Origin of the sequence: Brevibacterium sp., from assembly GCF_031179145.1 — a bacterium.
Taxonomy (GTDB): Bacteria; Actinomycetota; Actinomycetes; order Actinomycetales; family Brevibacteriaceae; genus Brevibacterium.
Map to the genome: position 1 here is coordinate 158774 of NZ_JAPSIB010000001.1, position 16861 is coordinate 175634.

Consider the following 16861-nt stretch of genomic DNA (forward strand, 5'->3'; position numbering starts at 1 on the left):
GGAATGTTGAGATGGCTTACCGCAGGCGAATCCCACGGCGAAGCGCTGGTCGGGATCATTGAGGGGCTCCCCGCCCATGTTCCCGTCACCAGGAGCGATATCCAGGCCAGTCTGGCCAGGCGCAGACTCGGCTACGGCCGCGGAGCGCGCATGAAGTTCGAAGCCGATGAGGTCCGCCTGCTCGGCGGCGTCCGCCACGGCCTGACGCTGGGCTCGCCCGTGGCGATCGAGGTCGGGAACACGGAATGGCCCAAGTGGGAAACCGTGATGAGCGCCGACCCCGTCGACGCCGACGAGCTCGAAGGGATGGCGCGCAACGCCCCCCTGACCCGCCCCCGCCCCGGACACGCCGACATCGTCGGGATGCAGAAGTACGGATTCGACGAGGCGCGACCGATCCTCGAACGCGCCTCGGCGCGGGAGACGGCGATGCGTGTGGCCCTGGGCACCGTGGCCGCGCAGTTCCTCGGCGAGCTCGGCATCGGCCTCGTCGCCCACACCGTGGCGATCGGCGGCGTGGAATCGGACGCGCCGACCGCGCTCCCGCAGGCTGCCGACGTCGACGCCCTCGACGCCGATCCCGTGCGCTGCTTCGACGCCGAGCTCTCGGCCCGCATGGTCGCCGAGATCGACTCGGCGAAGAAGGCCGGGGACACCCTCGGCGGCGTCGTCGAGGTCCTCGCCTACGGTCTGCCCCCGGGCTTGGGCTCCCATGTCCACTGGGATCGCCGGCTCGACTCCCGTCTGGCGGGAGCGCTGATGGGAATTCAGGCCATCAAGGGCGTCGAGGTGGGCGACGGCTTCCTCACCACCAGACGCCTCGGGTCCCAGGCTCACGACGAACTCGAGGTCGGTCCCGACGGCTTCCGCCGCGCCGGCAACCGGGCCGGCGGCACGGAGGGCGGAATGTCGACGGGCGGGCCGCTGCGGGTGCGCGCCGGGATGAAGCCCATCGCCACCGTGCCCCGGGCCCTGTCGACCGTCGACGTCACCACCGGCGAGGCCGCGAAGGCCAACCACCAGCGCTCCGACGTCTGCGCGGTTCCGGCCGCCGGGGTCGTCGCCGAGGCGATGGTCGCCCTGGTCCTGGCCGAAGCCGTGGTGGAGAAGTTCGGCGGAGACAGCGTGGCCGAAACGAAACGGAATCTGGACGGCTACCTGGCAGCCATTCCGGAGAACCTGCGCATCGGGCAATGACCGACAATCCGCTCCCGAAGCCGGTTCCCCCTGTCGAGCCGGTGCCCGCGGCCCAGTCCCGGATCGTGCTCACGGGCCCGCCGGCGGCAGGCAAGTCGACGATCGGCCGGCTTCTGGCCGAGCGGCTCGACCTGCCGCTCATCGACACCGACGCCCAGATCGTCGAGCGCCACGGCGTGATCGCCGAGATCTTCGTCGAACGCGGGGAGGACCACTTTCGTCGGATCGAGCGCGAGGTCGTGCGCAGAGCTCTGCGGCGCCTGCTCGACCGCCCGGGGATCGTGTCCCTGGGCGGAGGGGCCATCCTCAACCCCGGAACCCGCGCCCAACTGGGGCACCCGGCGATCAGGGTCGTGCACATCGACATCGACGCTGAGACCGTCGCGACCCGTCTCAACTCCCCGCACCGGCCGCTGCTGCGCGGGGGAGGCTCCCCGGTGGAGAACTGGAAGGCTCTGGTCAAGGAGCGCGAGCCGCTCTACGAACAGGTGGCGACCTTCCGGGTCCACGCCTCGAACTCACCGCCGTCGACGATCGTCAACCGGATCGTCGACGTCCTGACGAAACTGCAGCGCGCCGAGGAATACGCGAAGTACTCGACCCCGCCGGAGAGCTGAGGGCCGGACAGCTGTGGGCCGGAGAGCTGAGAGGCGGGGGCTGAGTCCCGGAGAGCCGGGAGTTGAGGGCCGGGGGCTGATCGCCGTGGCGAGGACCTGCCCGACCCCACCGGAGATCTCATCGCCGCGACGGGGATAGGCTTGGCCCAGCACCGAAGACGACCGAAGTGGGAAGAACGCAGATGACAGTGACAAGAATCGACGTCGACGCCGGCGGAAGCTACCCGGTCCTCGTGGGCCAGGGGCTGCTGGGACAGCTGCCGGAGCTGCTCGGCCCCCGGGCGGAGAAGGTCCTCGTCATCCACCCCCGAGCACTGCGGACGACCGGTGAGACGGTCCGCGACGACCTGCGCACGCTGGGCCTCGACGCGATCGTGGCCGAGATCCCCGACGCGGAGGAGGCCAAGCACATCCAGGTCGCCGCCTTCTGCTGGCAGGTGCTGGGACAGTCCGACTTCACCCGGACGGACGCCATCATCACCCTTGGCGGGGGAGCCGTGAGCGACCTCGGCGGATTCGTCGCAGCCACCTGGCTGCGCGGCATCTCCGTCATCCACATCCCGACCACGGTGCTCGGCATGGTCGACGCCTCGATCGGCGGCAAGACCGGCATCAACACCGCCGAGGGCAAGAACCTCGTCGGGTCCTTCCACGCCCCGGCCGGAGTCCTCGTCGACCTCGACACCCTGCGGACCCTGCCCGAGCACGAGCTCTTCACGGGACTCGCCGAGGTCGTCAAGACCGGGTTCATCGCCGACCCGGCGATCCTCGACCTCGTCGCCGAGCACTCGAAAGCCGAGATCGCCGAGGTGGACGGGCCGGTGCTGCGCGAGCTCATCGAACGCTCCATCGCGGTCAAGGCCGACGTCGTGTCCACGGACTTCAAGGAATCGGGACGGCGTGAGATCCTCAACTACGGCCACACCCTGGGCCACGCGATCGAGCACAAGGAACGCTACCAATGGCGCCACGGGGCGGCCGTGTCCGTGGGCATGGTGTTCGCCGCCGAGGTGGCCGCCATGGTCAAGAACCTGCCCACCGAGGTCGTCGACCTCCATCGCGAACTGCTGTCGAAGCTCGGCCTGCCCACCGGCTACCGCGCCGACGTCTGGCCGCAGCTGCTGGAGACGATGAAGCGGGACAAGAAGGCCCGCGGATCCATGCTGCGGATGGTCCTGCTGAGCGACATCGCCGCCCCTGCCACGGTCGAGATCCCCGACGTCTCCATCCTCCACACCGCCTACCAGGAGATCGGGGAGGAGTCCCCGCGGGTGCCGCTCGGCGGTGACCTGGGGCTGCGCGCCAAGTGAGATCGGCCACGCCCCCGCGCGCCCGAGCCGGGTGGCGTGCGGGGCACTCGTGAGCTTGATAGAATCGATGATTGGCAAAACTGCCTGCTCGCCCGGTCGCAGCTGCGACTGACAGGACGCGCAGAACTCAACCTTGAAGGACGGATCAGTGGCGACAACCAACGACCTGAAGAATGGCCTTGTGCTGAACCTCGACAACCAGCTGTGGCAGGTACTGGACTTCCAGCACGTCAAGCCAGGCAAAGGTCCGGCTTTCGTCCGCACCAAGCTCAAGCATGTGATCTCCGGCAAGATCATCGACAAGACGTTCAACGCCGGCACCAAGGTTGAGACCGCCAACGTCGACCGCCGCGACATGCAGTACCTCTACCACGACGGCACCGACTACGTGTTCATGGACGCCAAGGACTACGAGCAGGTCAACGTCTCAGGCGACCTGGTAGGCGCCGCCGCCGACTACATGCTCGAGAACCAGGACCTGCAGATCTCCTTCCACGACGGCACCCCGCTGTCTGTCGAACTGCCCGCCTCCGTCGAACTGACGATCACCCACACCGAACCCGGGCTGCAGGGCGATCGCTCCACCGGCGGTTCGAAGCCGGCCACCCTGGAGACCGGCGCCGAGATCCAGGTGCCGCTCTTCCTCGAAGAGGGCGTCAAGGTCAGGGTCGACACCCGCACCGGCGACTACCTGGGCCGCGTCAAGTAAGTGGCAGCACGAACCCGAGCGCGCCGCCGGGCCTTGGAGCTCCTCTTCGAGGCCGGGCAGCGCGGACTCACCCTCAGCGAGGTCGTGACCATGCGGTCGAACGACCCCGAATACCCGATGAAGCCCTACGCGGTGGAGATCGTCGACGGCATCTCCAGCCATCGGGAGGAGATCGACGAGATCATCTCGACCTACGCCCAGGGCTGGACCCTGGAGAGGATGCCCGCCGTCGACCGGGCTCTGCTCGAGATCGGCACCTGGGAGATCCTCTACAACGACGATGTCCCCGACAAGGCCGCCATCGACGAGGCGGTGTCCCTGGCCCGGCAGTTCTCGACCGATGACTCCCCGAAGTTCGTCTCCGGACTGCTCTCGCGGATCCTCGACGTCAAGCCGACGCTGACCTGAGGCAGCGCTCGGCCCTGAGGCGCGAATCTCGAGGGCCGCATTCCGGACGGGCGGAACGACCCCCGTCGGTCCGGGGCTACAATTCAATCCGAACACTCCTTTAACCACCGTCCGGAGAGACGGAGAAGGGGATCCATGACACAGCGAACCGTGCTCGACGCTGCGGACCTGCAGCGGGCGCTGACCCGCATCGCCCATGAGATCATCGAGGCGAACAAGGGCACCGAGAATCTCGTCCTGTTGGGCATCCCGCGCCGCGGAACCCCACTGGCAAGACGACTGGCCCGGCAGATCGCCACGATCGACGGCCACCCCGAACGCGCCGACGAACTCGTCGGCAGCCTCGACATCACGATGTACCGCGACGATCTGCGCTCGGGCGCCTACCGCGCCCCGGAGCCGACCACCATCCCGGCCGCCGGAGTGGACTCGAAGACCGTCGTCCTCGTCGACGACGTCCTCTACTCGGGCCGCACCATCCGCGCCGCCCTCGACGCCCTCTCCGACATCGGGCGCCCGGCCAAGGTCCGCCTGGCCGTCCTCGTCGACCGGGGCCACCGGGAGCTGCCGATCCGGGCCGACCATGTGGGCAAGAACCTGCCCACCTCGAGCAGTGAACGCGTCAACGTCAGTCTGGCCGAAACCGATGGGACCGACGCCGTGACGATCTCGGGAGGCCGTGAATGAAGCATCTGCTCGACACCGCCTCCCTGTCCCGCGCCGAGGCGATCTCGCTGCTCGACATCGCCGAGGAGATGGCTCTGGTCTCCGCCCGCGAGGTGAAGAAGCTGCCCGTCCTGCGCGGACGCACCGTCGTCAACCTGTTCTTCGAGGACTCGACCCGCACCCGGTTGTCATTCGAAGCCGCCGCCAAACGCCTGTCCGCCGACGTGCTCAACTTCTCCGCGAAGGGATCCTCCGTCTCCAAGGGGGAGAGCCTGCAGGACACCGTGCAGACGATCTCCGCGATGGGCGCCGACGCACTCGTCGTCCGCCACTCCGGCTCGGGCACCCCGCACCGGCTCGCCCACACCGGCTGGATCGACGTCCCCGTCATCAACGCCGGCGACGGCACCCACGAACACCCCACCCAGGCCCTGCTCGACGCCTTCACCCTGCGTCGTGCCCTCGGCGGATTCCCCGCCTCGGGGGCGGTCAAGGACGGACCGCGGGGACAGGGACTCGACGGGGCGAAGGTCGCGATCGTCGGTGACATCCTCCACTCCCGAGTCGCCCGCTCGAACGTCCATCTGCTCGCCCGCCTCGGCGCCGAGGTCCACCTCATCGCACCCCCGACCCTGCTCCCCTGGGGAGTCGAGACCTGGCCGGTGACGCTCCACTACGACTTCGACGAAGCGCTGCACCAGGTCGACTTCGCCGCACTGATGATGCTGCGCGTCCAGCACGAGCGGATGCATGAGTCCTTCTTCCCCAACGAACGTGAGTACTCCCGGCTGTGGGGACTGAGCGCGGCCCGCCTCGCGAGGCTGCCGCGTGAGACCTTCATCATGCACCCGGGGCCGATGAATCGCGGATTCGAGATCTCCGCCGCCGCCGCGGACTCCGACCGCACCCTCATCCTCGACCAGGTCGAGAACGGCGTGAGCGTGCGCATGGCAGTCCTGTACCGACTACTGACTGGTCAGGAGGACCACAATGAGTGAATATCTGATCCGGGGCGCGAACATCCTCGGGGGAGGCGCCGGCGACATCGCGATCAGGGACGGCCGGATCGTCGATCCCGAACTCCTCACCGCTGGCGGCGGCGCTGAGGTCATCGACGCCGAGGGGCTCATCGCCCTGCCCGGGCTCGTCGACATGCACACGCACCTGCGGGAGCCCGGCAAGGAGGACGCCGAGACGGTGCTGACGGGCTCGCAGTCCGCGGCCGCCGGCGGCTTCACCTGCGTCCATGCGATGGCCAACACCGCGCCCGTGGCAGACACCGCCGGAGTCGTCGAACAGGTGCACCGACTGGGCCGCGAAGCCGGCTACACGGAAGTCGTGCCCATCGGCGCGGTGACGATCGGTCTGGAGGGGAAGCAGCTGGCCGAACTCGGCGCCATGGCCCGCTCCGCCGCCCGCGTCCGGGTGTTCTCCGACGACGGCATCTGCGTCTGGGACCCACTGCTCATGCGCCGCGCGCTCGAATACGTCAAGACCTTCGACGGCGTCATCGCCCAGCACGCCCAGGAGCCGCGCCTGACCGAGGGCGCGCAGATGAACGAGGGCGTCGTCTCCGCCGAACTCGGACTGCCCGGCTGGCCCGCGGTCGCCGAGGAGTCGATTATCGCTCGCGACGTCCTGCTCGCCGAGCACGTCGGCTCCCGGCTCCACATCTGCCACGTCTCCACCGCCGGCAGCGTCGACATCGTCCGCTGGGCGAAGTCCCGCGGAGTGCAGGTCACCGCCGAGGTGACCCCGCACCATCTCATGCTCACCGACGAACTGGTCCGCACCTTCGACCCCGTCTACAAGGTCAACCCGCCGCTGCGCACCGACGCCGACGTCCAGGCGCTGCGCGAGGCGCTGGCGGACGGGACGATCGACGTCATCGGCACCGACCACGCCCCGCACACCGCTGAGCACAAGTGCAGCGAATGGACGGCCGCGGCGATGGGGATGGTCGGGATGGAGACGGCCCTGCCGATCGTCGTCGAGGCGATGGCAGACCACGACTTCGACCACGGCGACCTTGCCCGGGTGATGTCCCAGACCCCGGCCCGGATCACCGGGGCCTCGGGCCATGGCAGCCTCGAGATCGGGGCGAGCGCGAACATCGTCCTCATCGACCCGAACGCCCCGCACCGGATCGTGCCCGGCGAGCACGCGACGAAGGGCCGCAACAACCCCTTCGCCGGGCTCGAGGTCTCCACCCGGATCACCGACACCTTCTTCTACGGCCACCGGGTGCTCGCCGACGGCCGACTCACCACCCCGCACCCGGCAGGAGCATCGTGGACCGACCAGTAGCCGTCATCATCGTCGTCGCGGTTCTCATCCTCATCCTTCTCGCCCTGACCTGGGGCTGGAGCAGGAGGAAGCAGAGCCAGGCCGACGTTCCCCAACCCACGCGCCCACCGCTGGGCATCACCGCGGTGGCCGAACCGGTCGAGGGCTCGTACGTCTCGACCACCCTGGCCGGGCACCCGCTCGACCGCGTCGCCGTCCACGGGCTCGGCATCCGCACCTCGGGCGAGCTCGTCGTCACCGACGGGGGAGTCGTGCTGGACCTGGCCGGACGCGAGGACTTCCTCATCCCGCGCCGCGACATCGTGTCCGTCGACACCACCGCGGGGATGATCGGGAAGTTCGTCGAACGCGGCGGGATCGTGCGCATCACCTGGCGCCTGGGCCGGACCCTGGTCGACACCGGGTTTCGCGCCCGCTACTCCGCCCACACCACTCCAACTGTTGACCGTATCCGCGAAATGATCGAAGAGGCACAATGAGACTCTCCACCCCGCCTGCCGTCCTCGTCCTCGAAGACGGCCGTGTCTTCCACGGCTCCGCCTACGGGGCCATCGGCGAAACCCTCGGCGAAGCGGTCTTCGTCACCGCCATGTCCGGTTACCAGGAGACGCTGACCGACCCGTCCTACCACCGGCAGATCGTCATCCAGACCGCCCCGCACATCGGCAACACCGGGGTCAACGCCGCCGACGACGAGTCCGTGAAGTTCTGGGTCGCCGGCTACGTCGTCCGCGACGCCTCCCGCATCTCCTCGAACTGGCGTTCCGAGGGCGACCTCGAGACCCGCCTCGTCGACTCCGGCATCGTCGGGATCTCCGGGGTCGACACCCGGGCCCTGACCCTGCACCTGCGCGACAAGGGGGCGATGCGGATGGGCATCTTCTCCGGACCCGCCGCCGAAGCTCCCGAGACCGAACTGCTGAACAAGGTCCTCGAGTCCCCGCAGATGGCCGGCGCGAAGCTCGCCGAGGAGGTCTCCGTCACCGAGCCCATGCTCGTCCCCGCCCAGGGAGAGGCGAAGTTCCGCGTCGCCGCGCTCGACCTCGGCATCAAGGCGATGACTCCCCAGCGCCTGAGCGAACGCGGCATCGACGTCCACGTGCTCCCCGCGACGACGACGTTCGCCGACATCCAGGCGCTGGGCGTCGACGGCGTCTTCTTCTCCAACGGTCCCGGCGACCCGGCTACGGCGGATTCCCAGGTCGAACTGCTGCGCGAAGTGCTGGCCGCGAAGATCCCGTTCTTCGGCATCTGCTTCGGCAACCAGCTGCTCGGCCGGGCACTCGGCTTCGGCACCTTCAAGCTGCCCTTCGGCCACCGCGGCATCAACGTGCCCGTCATCGATCGCACCACCGACAAGGTCGAGATCACCTCGCAGAACCACGGCTTCGCCGTCGACGCCCCGCTCGAAGGGGAGACCCTGGCCCCCCACGACGCGGCCTTCGGGCGTGTCACCGTCTCCCACGTGTGCCTCAACGATGACGTGGTCGAAGGACTCCAGTGCCTCGACATCCCGGCCTTCTCGGTCCAGTTCCACCCCGAAGCGGCAGCCGGTCCGCACGACTCGAGCTACCTCTTCGACCGCTTCATCGACCTCATGTCCGCCAGAGCCTAAGGAACACCCATGCCACTGAGACAAGACCTCAACTCCGTTCTCGTCATCGGCTCCGGTCCCATCGTGATCGGCCAGGCCTGCGAATTCGACTACTCGGGCACCCAGGCCTGCCGTGTGCTGCGCGCCGAGGGCCTGCGGGTCATCCTCATCAACTCCAACCCGGCGACGATCATGACCGACCCGGAGGTCGCCGACGCCACCTACGTCGAACCGATCGACCCGCAGATCATCGAATCGATCATCGCCAAGGAACGCCCCGACGCGATCCTGCCGACCCTGGGCGGGCAGACCGCGCTCAACGCCGCAATCGCCCTGCACGACGCCGGCACCCTCGAGAAGTACGGCGTCGAGCTCATCGGTGCCGATGTCGAGGCCATCCAGCGCGGTGAGGACCGCCAGAAGTTCAAGGACATCGTCATCGACTGCGGCGCCGAGGTGGCCCGCTCCGCCATCTGCCACACCCTCGACGAGGCGATCGCCGCCGCGGAGGACCTCAACTACCCCGTCGTCGTCCGTCCCTCGTTCACCATGGGCGGCCTCGGCTCCGGAATGGCCTATGACGAATCGGACCTGCGCCGCATCGCCGGTGCCGGACTGTCCGACTCGATCACCCATGAGGTGCTCCTCGAGGAGTCGATCCTCGGGTGGAAGGAGTACGAGCTCGAACTCATGCGCGACCACAAGGACAATGTGGTCGTCGTCTGCTCGATCGAGAACGTCGACCCGGTCGGCGTCCACACCGGCGACTCCATCACCGTGGCCCCGTCGCTGACCCTGACCGACCGCGAATACCAGAAGATGCGCGACATCGGCATCGCCGTCATCCGAGCCGTGGGTGTGGACACCGGCGGCTGCAACATCCAGTTCGCCGTCGACCCCGCGACCGGCCGCATCGTCGTCATCGAGATGAACCCCCGCGTCTCGCGCTCCTCGGCGCTGGCATCGAAGGCGACCGGCTTCCCGATCGCGAAGATGGCGGCCAAGCTCGCCGTCGGCTACTCGCTCGACGAGATCCCCAATGACATCACCAAGGTCACCCCCGCCAGCTTCGAACCCACCCTCGACTACGTCGTGGTGAAGATCCCCCGCTTCACGTTCGAGAAGTTCCCGGCCGCGGACCCGACCCTGACGACGACCATGAAGTCCGTCGGCGAGGTGATGGCGCTGGGCCGCAACTTCACCTCCGCCCTGCAGAAGGCGATGCGCTCGATGGAGCAGAAGGGCTCCTCCTTCTCCTGGGACGACCTGCCCGACATCAGCGACGACGAGGTCAGGGAGGCCGTTCTCGAATCGATCTCCCACGCCACCGCCGATCGTCTCCATGCCGTGCAGCGCGGGCTGGCCGCAGGGCTGACCAACGCCGAGGTGTTCGCGGCGTGCGAGATCGACCCCTGGTTCCTCGATCAGATCGAGCTCATCAACGAGGTCGCCGAGCACATCCGCACCGCCGATGAGCTCGACGCCCTGGTGCTGCGGCTCGCGAAGGACCACGGGTTCTCCGACGAGCAGATCGCACGCCTGCGCAGCCTCGACACCGGCGTCGTCACCGGAGTCCGCCATGCGCTGCGGATCCGCCCGGTGTACAAAACTGTCGACACCTGCGCCGGAGAGTTCGCCGCCCACACCCCGTACCACTACTCGAGCTACGACCAGGAGACCGAGGTTGCTCCGCGGACGAGGCCGGCCGTGATCATCCTCGGATCCGGACCCAACCGGATCGGGCAGGGCATCGAGTTCGACTACTCGTGTGTGCACGCGACCATGGCCATCTCGGAGGCAGGCTTCGAGACGATCATGATCAACTGCAACCCGGAGACCGTGTCGACGGACTACGACACCGCAGACCGCCTCTACTTCGAGCCGCTGACCTTCGAAGATGTGATGGAGGTCTACCACGCCGAGGTGGCGGCCGGGCCCGTGCTCGGCGTCGTGTGCACCCTCGGCGGGCAGACCCCGCTGGGACTCGCCGACAAGCTCAAGGCGGCCGGGGTGCCCGTGCTCGGCACCCAGCCCGAAGCCATCGACCTCGCCGAGGACCGCGGGGAGTTCGGGGCCGTCCTCGACCGCGCCGGGCTCACCGCGCCCAAGCACGGCACCGCGGTCACCTCGGCGGAGGCAGCGGCCATTGCCGAGGAGATCGGCTACCCTGTCCTCGTCCGCCCCTCCTACGTGCTCGGCGGCCGCGGAATGCAGATCGTCTACGACCGCACCCAGCTGCTCGACTACATGGCCACGGCCACGGAGATCTCCGCGGACCGGCCGGTGCTCGTCGACCGGTTCCTCGAGGACGCCATCGAGATCGACGTCGACGCCCTCTACGACGGTGAGGACATCTTCATCGGCGGCATCATGGAGCACATCGAGGAGGCCGGAATCCACTCCGGCGACTCCGCCTGCGTGCTGCCGGCGCTGACCCTGGGCGAGGGCGTCATCGAGCGGGTGCGCAAGGCCACACGCGCGATCGCCGAGGGCACCAACGTGCGCGGGCTGCTCAACATCCAGTTCGCCATCACCGCCGACGTCCTCCATGTCATCGAGGCGAACCCGCGGGCCTCGCGCACCGTGCCGTTCGTGTCGAAGGCGACCGCCACGCAGCTGGCGAAGGCCGCAGCGCTCATCGCCGTCGGGCGGATGATCAGGGATCTGCGCGGGGATCTGCTGCCGGAGACCGGCGACGGATCCACACTGCCGTTCGACCACCCGATCTCCGTCAAGGAGGCCGTGCTGCCGTTCCGTCGCTTCCGGACGGTCGAGGGCAAGGTCGTCGACTCGGTCCTCGGCCCGGAGATGCGCTCGACCGGTGAGGTGATGGGCATCGACCGTGACTTCCCGACCGCATTCGCGAAGGGTCAGCTCGCCGCCTCGGTGAAGCTGCCGACCTCGGGCACCGTGTTCGTCTCCGTCGCCGACCGCGACAAGCGGGCCATGATCCTGCCGGTCAAGGAACTCGTCGACATGGGCTTCGACGTCGTCGCCACCACCGGCACCGCGGCCGTGCTCTCCCGCTACGGGATCACGACCTCGCAGGTGCACAAGCACTTCGAAGCCGATGAGACCGAGCCGACCGTCCTCGACTACCTGACCGCGGGGACCATCGACATGGTCATCAACGTCCCGTCGGGCCGGCAGGAACGCGCCGACGGCTACGAGATCCGGGCCGCGGCCACTGCACACTCGGTGCCGCTGATCACGACGGTCGCGGAGTTCGCGGCCGCCGTGACCGCCCTCGAGGTGGTCCGCGATCACAAGTTCGAGGTCAAGAGCCTCCAGGACTGGAGCGCCTGATGTTCGGGATGCGGCTGCAGGCGGCGATGGCCGAGCACGGTCCGGTCTGTGTGGGCATCGACCCTCACGACCACCTGCTCGACCTGTGGGGGCTGCCGCACACCGCGGCCGGCGTCCGCGAGTTCTCGCTGCGCACGGTGGCCGAGCTGGGGGGCGCCGTGGCCGCGGTCAAACCGCAGTCGGCGTTCTACGAATGCTACGGCTCCTCCGGCATCGCGGTGCTCGAGGAGACGCTGGCCGCGGCCCGTGAGGCAGGGCTGATCAGTGTCCTCGACGTCAAACGCGGGGACATCGGGTCGACCATGGCCGCCTATGCGCGCGCCTATCTCAGCCCCGAATCACACCTCGCCGCGGATGCGATCACGATCTCGCCGTATCTGGGCTTCGGGGCGCTGGAGCCGGCCTTCGACCTGGCCCAGACGCACGACCGGGGCGTCTTCGTCCTCGCGCTGACCTCGAATCCCGAGGGCAGAGAGGTCCAGCATGCCCACGGCGCCGAGGGGACTCCCGGCTTCGGCACCTCGGTGGCGGGATCGATCGTAGCGCAGGTCGCCGCGCGCAACGCCACCGAAGCCGGCGCGAGGCGCAGCGGCACCGAGGACTCCGCAGTGACGGACGGCACCGCGGTGACCGAGGGGTCCGGCGCCGTCGGCGCGGCCGCGGGACTGGGTCGCTGCGGCCTCGTCGTCGGGGCCACGATCGGCACCGCCGCCGCCTCCCTCGGCTTCGATCCCTCTGCCTGCGGAGGTCCCATCCTCGCCCCCGGAGTCGGAGCCCAGGGCGCCGGGGTCGCCGAGCTCGTCGAGGTCTTCGGCGTCGGGGCGCTGACCCGCAACCAGATCCTGGCGACCACCTCGCGGGCGGTCCTCGGAGCCGGGCCCGATGGGGTCCGGGAGGCCGCGAAGTTCCTCAACGACGCGCTGCGTGAGGTCGGCTGAAGAACTGCTCGGTTTATTTGAGCACTGCAGTGTCGGAGTCGACAGTTTTTGATTTAGACTGAAGCAACTTCCCTACCTGCCCGTTCATGGTGACAGAGGAGACAATGTGGCACTCGAACCTTTGACCCCGCAGCAGCGGTCGGCCGCGCTCGACAAAGCCTTCCGGGCGCGGCAGGCCCGCGCCGAGGTCAAGACGGAGCTGAAGTCCGGTCGCACCGATCTGGCGGCCGTGCTCAAGAAGGCCGAGTCGGACGAGGCACTGGCGAAGATGCGCGTCCTCGACCTGCTGCGGTCCCTTCCGGGCGTCGGCGATCGGCGCGCCGAAGCGGCGATGGAGGAAGTGGGCATCGCCGCATCACGACGGATCAAGGGCCTGGGTGTGCACCAGAAGACCGCCCTGTTGGAGAAATACTCGAAGGACCTGAAACAATAGCTTGGTGAAGAACAGACTGACCGTACTGGCGGGACCGACCGCCGTCGGAAAAGGCACCATCAGCACCTATATCAGAGAACATCATCCGGAGGTCTGGTTCTCCGTCTCCGCGACGACGCGGCCGAGGCGTCCGGGTGAGATCGATGGTGTTCATTATCACTTCATCAGCGACGACGAGTTCGACTCCCTCATCGCCGCCGACGAACTCCTCGAATACGCCGTCGTCCATGGCCGGCACCGCTACGGCACTCCCGCGAAGCCGGTGCGTGAGCAGCTGGAGAAGGGCTGCCCCTCCCTGCTCGAGATCGATCTGCAGGGAGCGCGCCAGGTCAAGGACAAGATGCCCGACGCCCTGTTCGTGTTCCTCGCCCCTCCCAGCTGGGAGGAGCTGGTGTCACGGCTGACGGGCCGAGGGACCGAGTCGCCCGCTGAGCAGGAGCGCCGTCTGGCCACCGCGAAGCAGGAACTGGCCGCGGAATCCGAGTTCGACGTCACCGTCGTCAATGACAGTGTTCGCACTGCCGCCGAAGAACTCATACAATTGATGGGTATATCCGCTTCCGATTAGATTGGAACACTCCTTGCCTGCACATCCTGAAGGCATCACCAATCCTCCGATTGATGATCTCCTGGCCGTCACCGGTTCGAAGTACGAACTCGTGTCTATCGCGGCTCAGCGAGCTCGCCAGATCAACGCGTACTACGCTCAGCTCCAGGAGGGGCTGCTGGAGAACGTGGGCCCCCTGGTCACCCCTGGGCCCCATGAGAAGCCTCTGTCCATCGCCCTGCGCGAGATCAACGAAGGCAAGATCGTGTCCCGGGAGGTCGCTCCTTCCGATTTCGGAGCACTCGAAGAGGAACCCGCCGCAGCACCGGCGAACAACGACGGCGCGATCGACTTCACCGACCAGTGAGGACCGTGCTCGGTGTCGCCGGAGGCATCGCCGCCTACAAGGCGTGCCATGTCATCCGGCGGCTGCGAGACCTCGGGCACTCCGTCAAGGTCGTGCCCACCGAAGCGGCGCTCAACTTCGTCGGCGCCGCCACCTTCGAAGCCCTGTCCGGGCAGACCGTGACCTCCGATGTCTTCGCCGAGGTCGACACGGTCAACCACGTCCGCATCGGGCAGGAGGCCGAACTCGTCATCATCGCCCCGGCCACCGCTAACACGATTGCGAAGATCGCGGCCGGGCTCGCCGATGACCTCTTGTCGGCCACCGTGCTCACCACCACCGCCGAGGTGGTCGTCGCGCCGGCCATGCACACCGAGATGTGGCTCAACCAGGCCACGGTTGCCAACATCGCGACCCTCCGGGCGCGCGGAATCCATGTCCTCGACCCCGCAGTCGGACGCCTCACCGGGCCCGACTCCGGTCCCGGGAGACTGCCCGAACCCGAAGAGATCGTCGATTTCGCTCTGGCCGCCGCTGATCGATCCGGACCGGCGGACCAGTCCGCACTCGCCGGCCGCAGCGTCGTCATCAGCGCCGGCGGGACCCGCGAGGCCCTCGACCCTGTGCGCTTCCTCGGCAACCGCTCGTCCGGCAAACAGGGCATCGCCCTGGCGAACGCCGCCGCAGCCGCAGGCGCCCACGTCCAGCTCGTCGCGGCCAACGTCGACTCCGGCCTCCTGACCGGCCTGCCCGCAGGCGTCGAGGTCACCCAGGTCGAATCGACCGAGCAGCTGCAGGAGGCCATGCGCGCCGCCCAGCCGGGAGCCGACGTCATCATCATGGCCGCCGCCGTCGCCGACTACCGTCCCGCCGACCGGGCCGGGGCGAAGATGAAGAAGTCCGCGGACGAAGGACTCCAGATCACTCTGGTGCAGAATCCCGACATCCTCGTCGGGCTCGTGCAGTCGCGCACCGACTCTCAGATCATCGTCGGCTTCGCCGCCGAGACCGGAGACGAGACTCACACCGCGGACGAGTACGCCCGTGAGAAGCTGGTCCGCAAAGGCGTCGACCTCCTCGTCTTCAATGACGTCTCCGACAACCGCGCCTTCGGCCACGACGACACGACCGTCCACGTCCTGGCCCCCTCGGAGACCGGCGTCGACGAGCTCGGAGAGTTCTCCGGCAGCAAGGACTCTGTGTCCGAAAAGGTCGTGCGCGTCATCGGAGCACGACTGCCTTCAGTAGAATCGACGCCGTGATCAATACCAATCTGCGCCTGTTCAGCTCCGAGTCCGTCACCGAGGGACACCCCGACAAGATCTGCGATCAGATCAGCGACGCGGTCCTCGACGACCTGCTGAGACAGGATCCCCACGCGAAGGTCGCAGTCGAGACGATGGTCACCACCGGTCTTGTCCATGTCGCCGGCGAGGTCAACACCCATGCCTACGCCGACGTCGCGGGGATCGTCCGCGACCTCATCACCGGAATCGGCTACGACTCCTCGGACAAGGGCTTCGACGGCAACTCGTGCGGAGTCTCGGTGTCCATCGGCTCCCAGTCCAGCGACATCCATTCCGGGGTGACGAACCCGCTCGACTTCCGCGATGCGCAGGTCACCGATCACGGCTCCAGCCTCGGTGCCGGCGACCAGGGACTCATGTTCGGGTACGCCGACAACGCCACTGACGTCCTGATGCCGCTGCCCATCCATCTGGCCTCGCGGATGGCGGAGAAGCTCAGCGAAGTGCGCAAGCTCGGTGTACTGGACTATCTGCGTCCCGACGGCAAGACCCAGCTGACGATCGGCTACGACGGCAACCGGGCGGTGACCATCGAGAACATCGTGGTCTCCACCCAGCATGCCGCCGGCGTCGACCAGCGGCAGCTCAAAGCCGAGATCCAGGAGCTCGTCATCGATCCCGTCGCCGACTCCGCCGGGCTCGAACGCCGCGGGGAGAACATCCACATCAACCCTGCCGGCCCCTTCGTCACGGGCGGCCCGATGGGCGATGCCGGACTGACCGGGCGCAAGATCATCGTCGACACCTACGGCGGCTACTCGCGCCACGGCGGGGGCGCGTTCTCCGGAAAGGACCCCTCGAAGGTCGACCGCTCCGCCGCTTACGCGATGCGCTGGGTGGCGAAGAACGTCGTCGCCGCAGGTCTCGCCGACCGCGCCGAGGTGCAGGTGTCCTATGCGATCGGCCGCGTCGATCCGATGGGCCTGTACGTCGAGACGTTCGGCACCGAGAAGGTCGACCCCAACGCGATCGCGAACGCCATCCGGGAGGTCTTCGATCTGCGCCCGGCGATGATCATCGACGAGCTCAACCTGCTCCGGCCGATCTACTCGCAGACCTCGACCTACGGCCACTTCGGCCGGCCCCTGCCCGAATTCACCTGGGAGTACACGGACCGCGCCGACGATCTGCTGCGCGCGGTGTCGTCGGCCTGATGGATGAACCATCCCCGGCTTG

General features: G+C 68.0%; 17 protein-coding genes. All 17 read left to right on the forward strand.

Annotated elements, in window-relative coordinates:
* Positions 1-3 precede the first annotated feature (3 nt).
* On the forward strand, positions 4-1197 hold the full coding sequence (gene aroC, locus RIT73_RS00700; RefSeq protein ID WP_309130126.1) for a chorismate synthase: 1194 nt from the start codon (positions 4-6) through the stop codon (positions 1195-1197).
* Positions 1194-1814 carry a shikimate kinase gene (locus RIT73_RS00705; RefSeq protein ID WP_309130127.1) on the forward strand — a complete coding sequence of 207 codons (621 nt, stop codon included), beginning with the start codon at positions 1194-1196 and terminating at the stop codon, positions 1812-1814. The genes aroC and RIT73_RS00705 overlap by 4 nt, the downstream gene beginning before the upstream one ends.
* A gap of 182 nt (positions 1815-1996) precedes the next feature.
* Positions 1997-3124 carry a 3-dehydroquinate synthase gene (aroB, locus tag RIT73_RS00710; protein ID WP_309130128.1) on the forward strand — a complete coding sequence of 376 codons (1128 nt, stop codon included), beginning with the start codon at positions 1997-1999 and terminating at the stop codon, positions 3122-3124.
* A gap of 148 nt (positions 3125-3272) precedes the next feature.
* On the forward strand, positions 3273-3833 hold the full coding sequence (efp, locus tag RIT73_RS00715) for an elongation factor P (protein WP_309130129.1): 561 nt from the start codon (positions 3273-3275) through the stop codon (positions 3831-3833).
* Complete coding sequence (gene nusB, locus RIT73_RS00720) at positions 3834-4241, forward strand: transcription antitermination factor NusB (RefSeq protein WP_309130130.1); 408 nt, start codon at positions 3834-3836, stop codon at positions 4239-4241. It abuts the gene before it with no gap.
* A gap of 135 nt (positions 4242-4376) precedes the next feature.
* On the forward strand, positions 4377-4928 hold the full coding sequence (pyrR, locus tag RIT73_RS00725; protein ID WP_309130131.1) for a bifunctional pyr operon transcriptional regulator/uracil phosphoribosyltransferase PyrR: 552 nt from the start codon (positions 4377-4379) through the stop codon (positions 4926-4928).
* A complete protein-coding gene (locus RIT73_RS00730) occupies positions 4925-5905 on the forward strand; it encodes an aspartate carbamoyltransferase catalytic subunit (RefSeq protein ID WP_309130132.1) in 981 nt (326 codons plus the stop codon). Before pyrR ends, RIT73_RS00730 begins: the two co-directional genes overlap by 4 nt.
* A complete protein-coding gene (locus RIT73_RS00735; protein ID WP_309130133.1) occupies positions 5898-7214 on the forward strand; it encodes a dihydroorotase in 1317 nt (438 codons plus the stop codon). Before RIT73_RS00730 ends, RIT73_RS00735 begins: the two co-directional genes overlap by 8 nt.
* On the forward strand, positions 7199-7693 hold the full coding sequence (locus tag RIT73_RS00740) for a hypothetical protein (protein ID WP_309130134.1): 495 nt from the start codon (positions 7199-7201) through the stop codon (positions 7691-7693). Before RIT73_RS00735 ends, RIT73_RS00740 begins: the two co-directional genes overlap by 16 nt.
* The gene (gene carA, locus RIT73_RS00745; protein WP_309130135.1) at positions 7690-8829 is read left to right on the forward strand and encodes a glutamine-hydrolyzing carbamoyl-phosphate synthase small subunit; all 1140 of its coding nucleotides are present in this window, start codon (positions 7690-7692) and stop codon (positions 8827-8829) included. Before RIT73_RS00740 ends, carA begins: the two co-directional genes overlap by 4 nt.
* 9 nt (positions 8830-8838) lie before the next feature.
* Positions 8839-12114 (forward strand): carbamoyl-phosphate synthase large subunit, encoded by a 3276-nt coding sequence (carB, locus tag RIT73_RS00750; protein WP_309130136.1) that lies wholly within the window; start codon positions 8839-8841, stop codon positions 12112-12114.
* Complete coding sequence (gene pyrF / locus RIT73_RS00755; RefSeq protein WP_309130137.1) at positions 12114-13052, forward strand: orotidine-5'-phosphate decarboxylase; 939 nt, start codon at positions 12114-12116, stop codon at positions 13050-13052. The genes carB and pyrF overlap by 1 nt, the downstream gene beginning before the upstream one ends.
* Positions 13053-13158: 106 nt before the next feature.
* Entirely contained in the window at positions 13159-13485 is a 327-nt protein-coding gene (gene mihF, locus RIT73_RS00760; RefSeq protein ID WP_309130138.1) for an integration host factor, actinobacterial type, read from the forward strand.
* A gap of 4 nt (positions 13486-13489) precedes the next feature.
* Positions 13490-14053: a guanylate kinase gene (gene gmk, locus RIT73_RS00765; protein WP_309130139.1), complete on the forward strand. Its 564-nt coding sequence runs from the start codon at positions 13490-13492 to the stop codon at positions 14051-14053.
* Between the two features lie 13 nt (positions 14054-14066).
* Entirely contained in the window at positions 14067-14399 is a 333-nt protein-coding gene (gene rpoZ / locus RIT73_RS00770; RefSeq protein WP_309130140.1) for a DNA-directed RNA polymerase subunit omega, read from the forward strand.
* Entirely contained in the window at positions 14396-15640 is a 1245-nt protein-coding gene (coaBC, locus tag RIT73_RS00775; RefSeq protein ID WP_309130141.1) for a bifunctional phosphopantothenoylcysteine decarboxylase/phosphopantothenate--cysteine ligase CoaBC, read from the forward strand. The genes rpoZ and coaBC overlap by 4 nt, the downstream gene beginning before the upstream one ends.
* The gene (gene metK / locus RIT73_RS00780; protein ID WP_309130142.1) at positions 15637-16839 is read left to right on the forward strand and encodes a methionine adenosyltransferase; all 1203 of its coding nucleotides are present in this window, start codon (positions 15637-15639) and stop codon (positions 16837-16839) included. The genes coaBC and metK overlap by 4 nt, the downstream gene beginning before the upstream one ends.
* Positions 16840-16861: the final 22 nt, after the last annotated feature.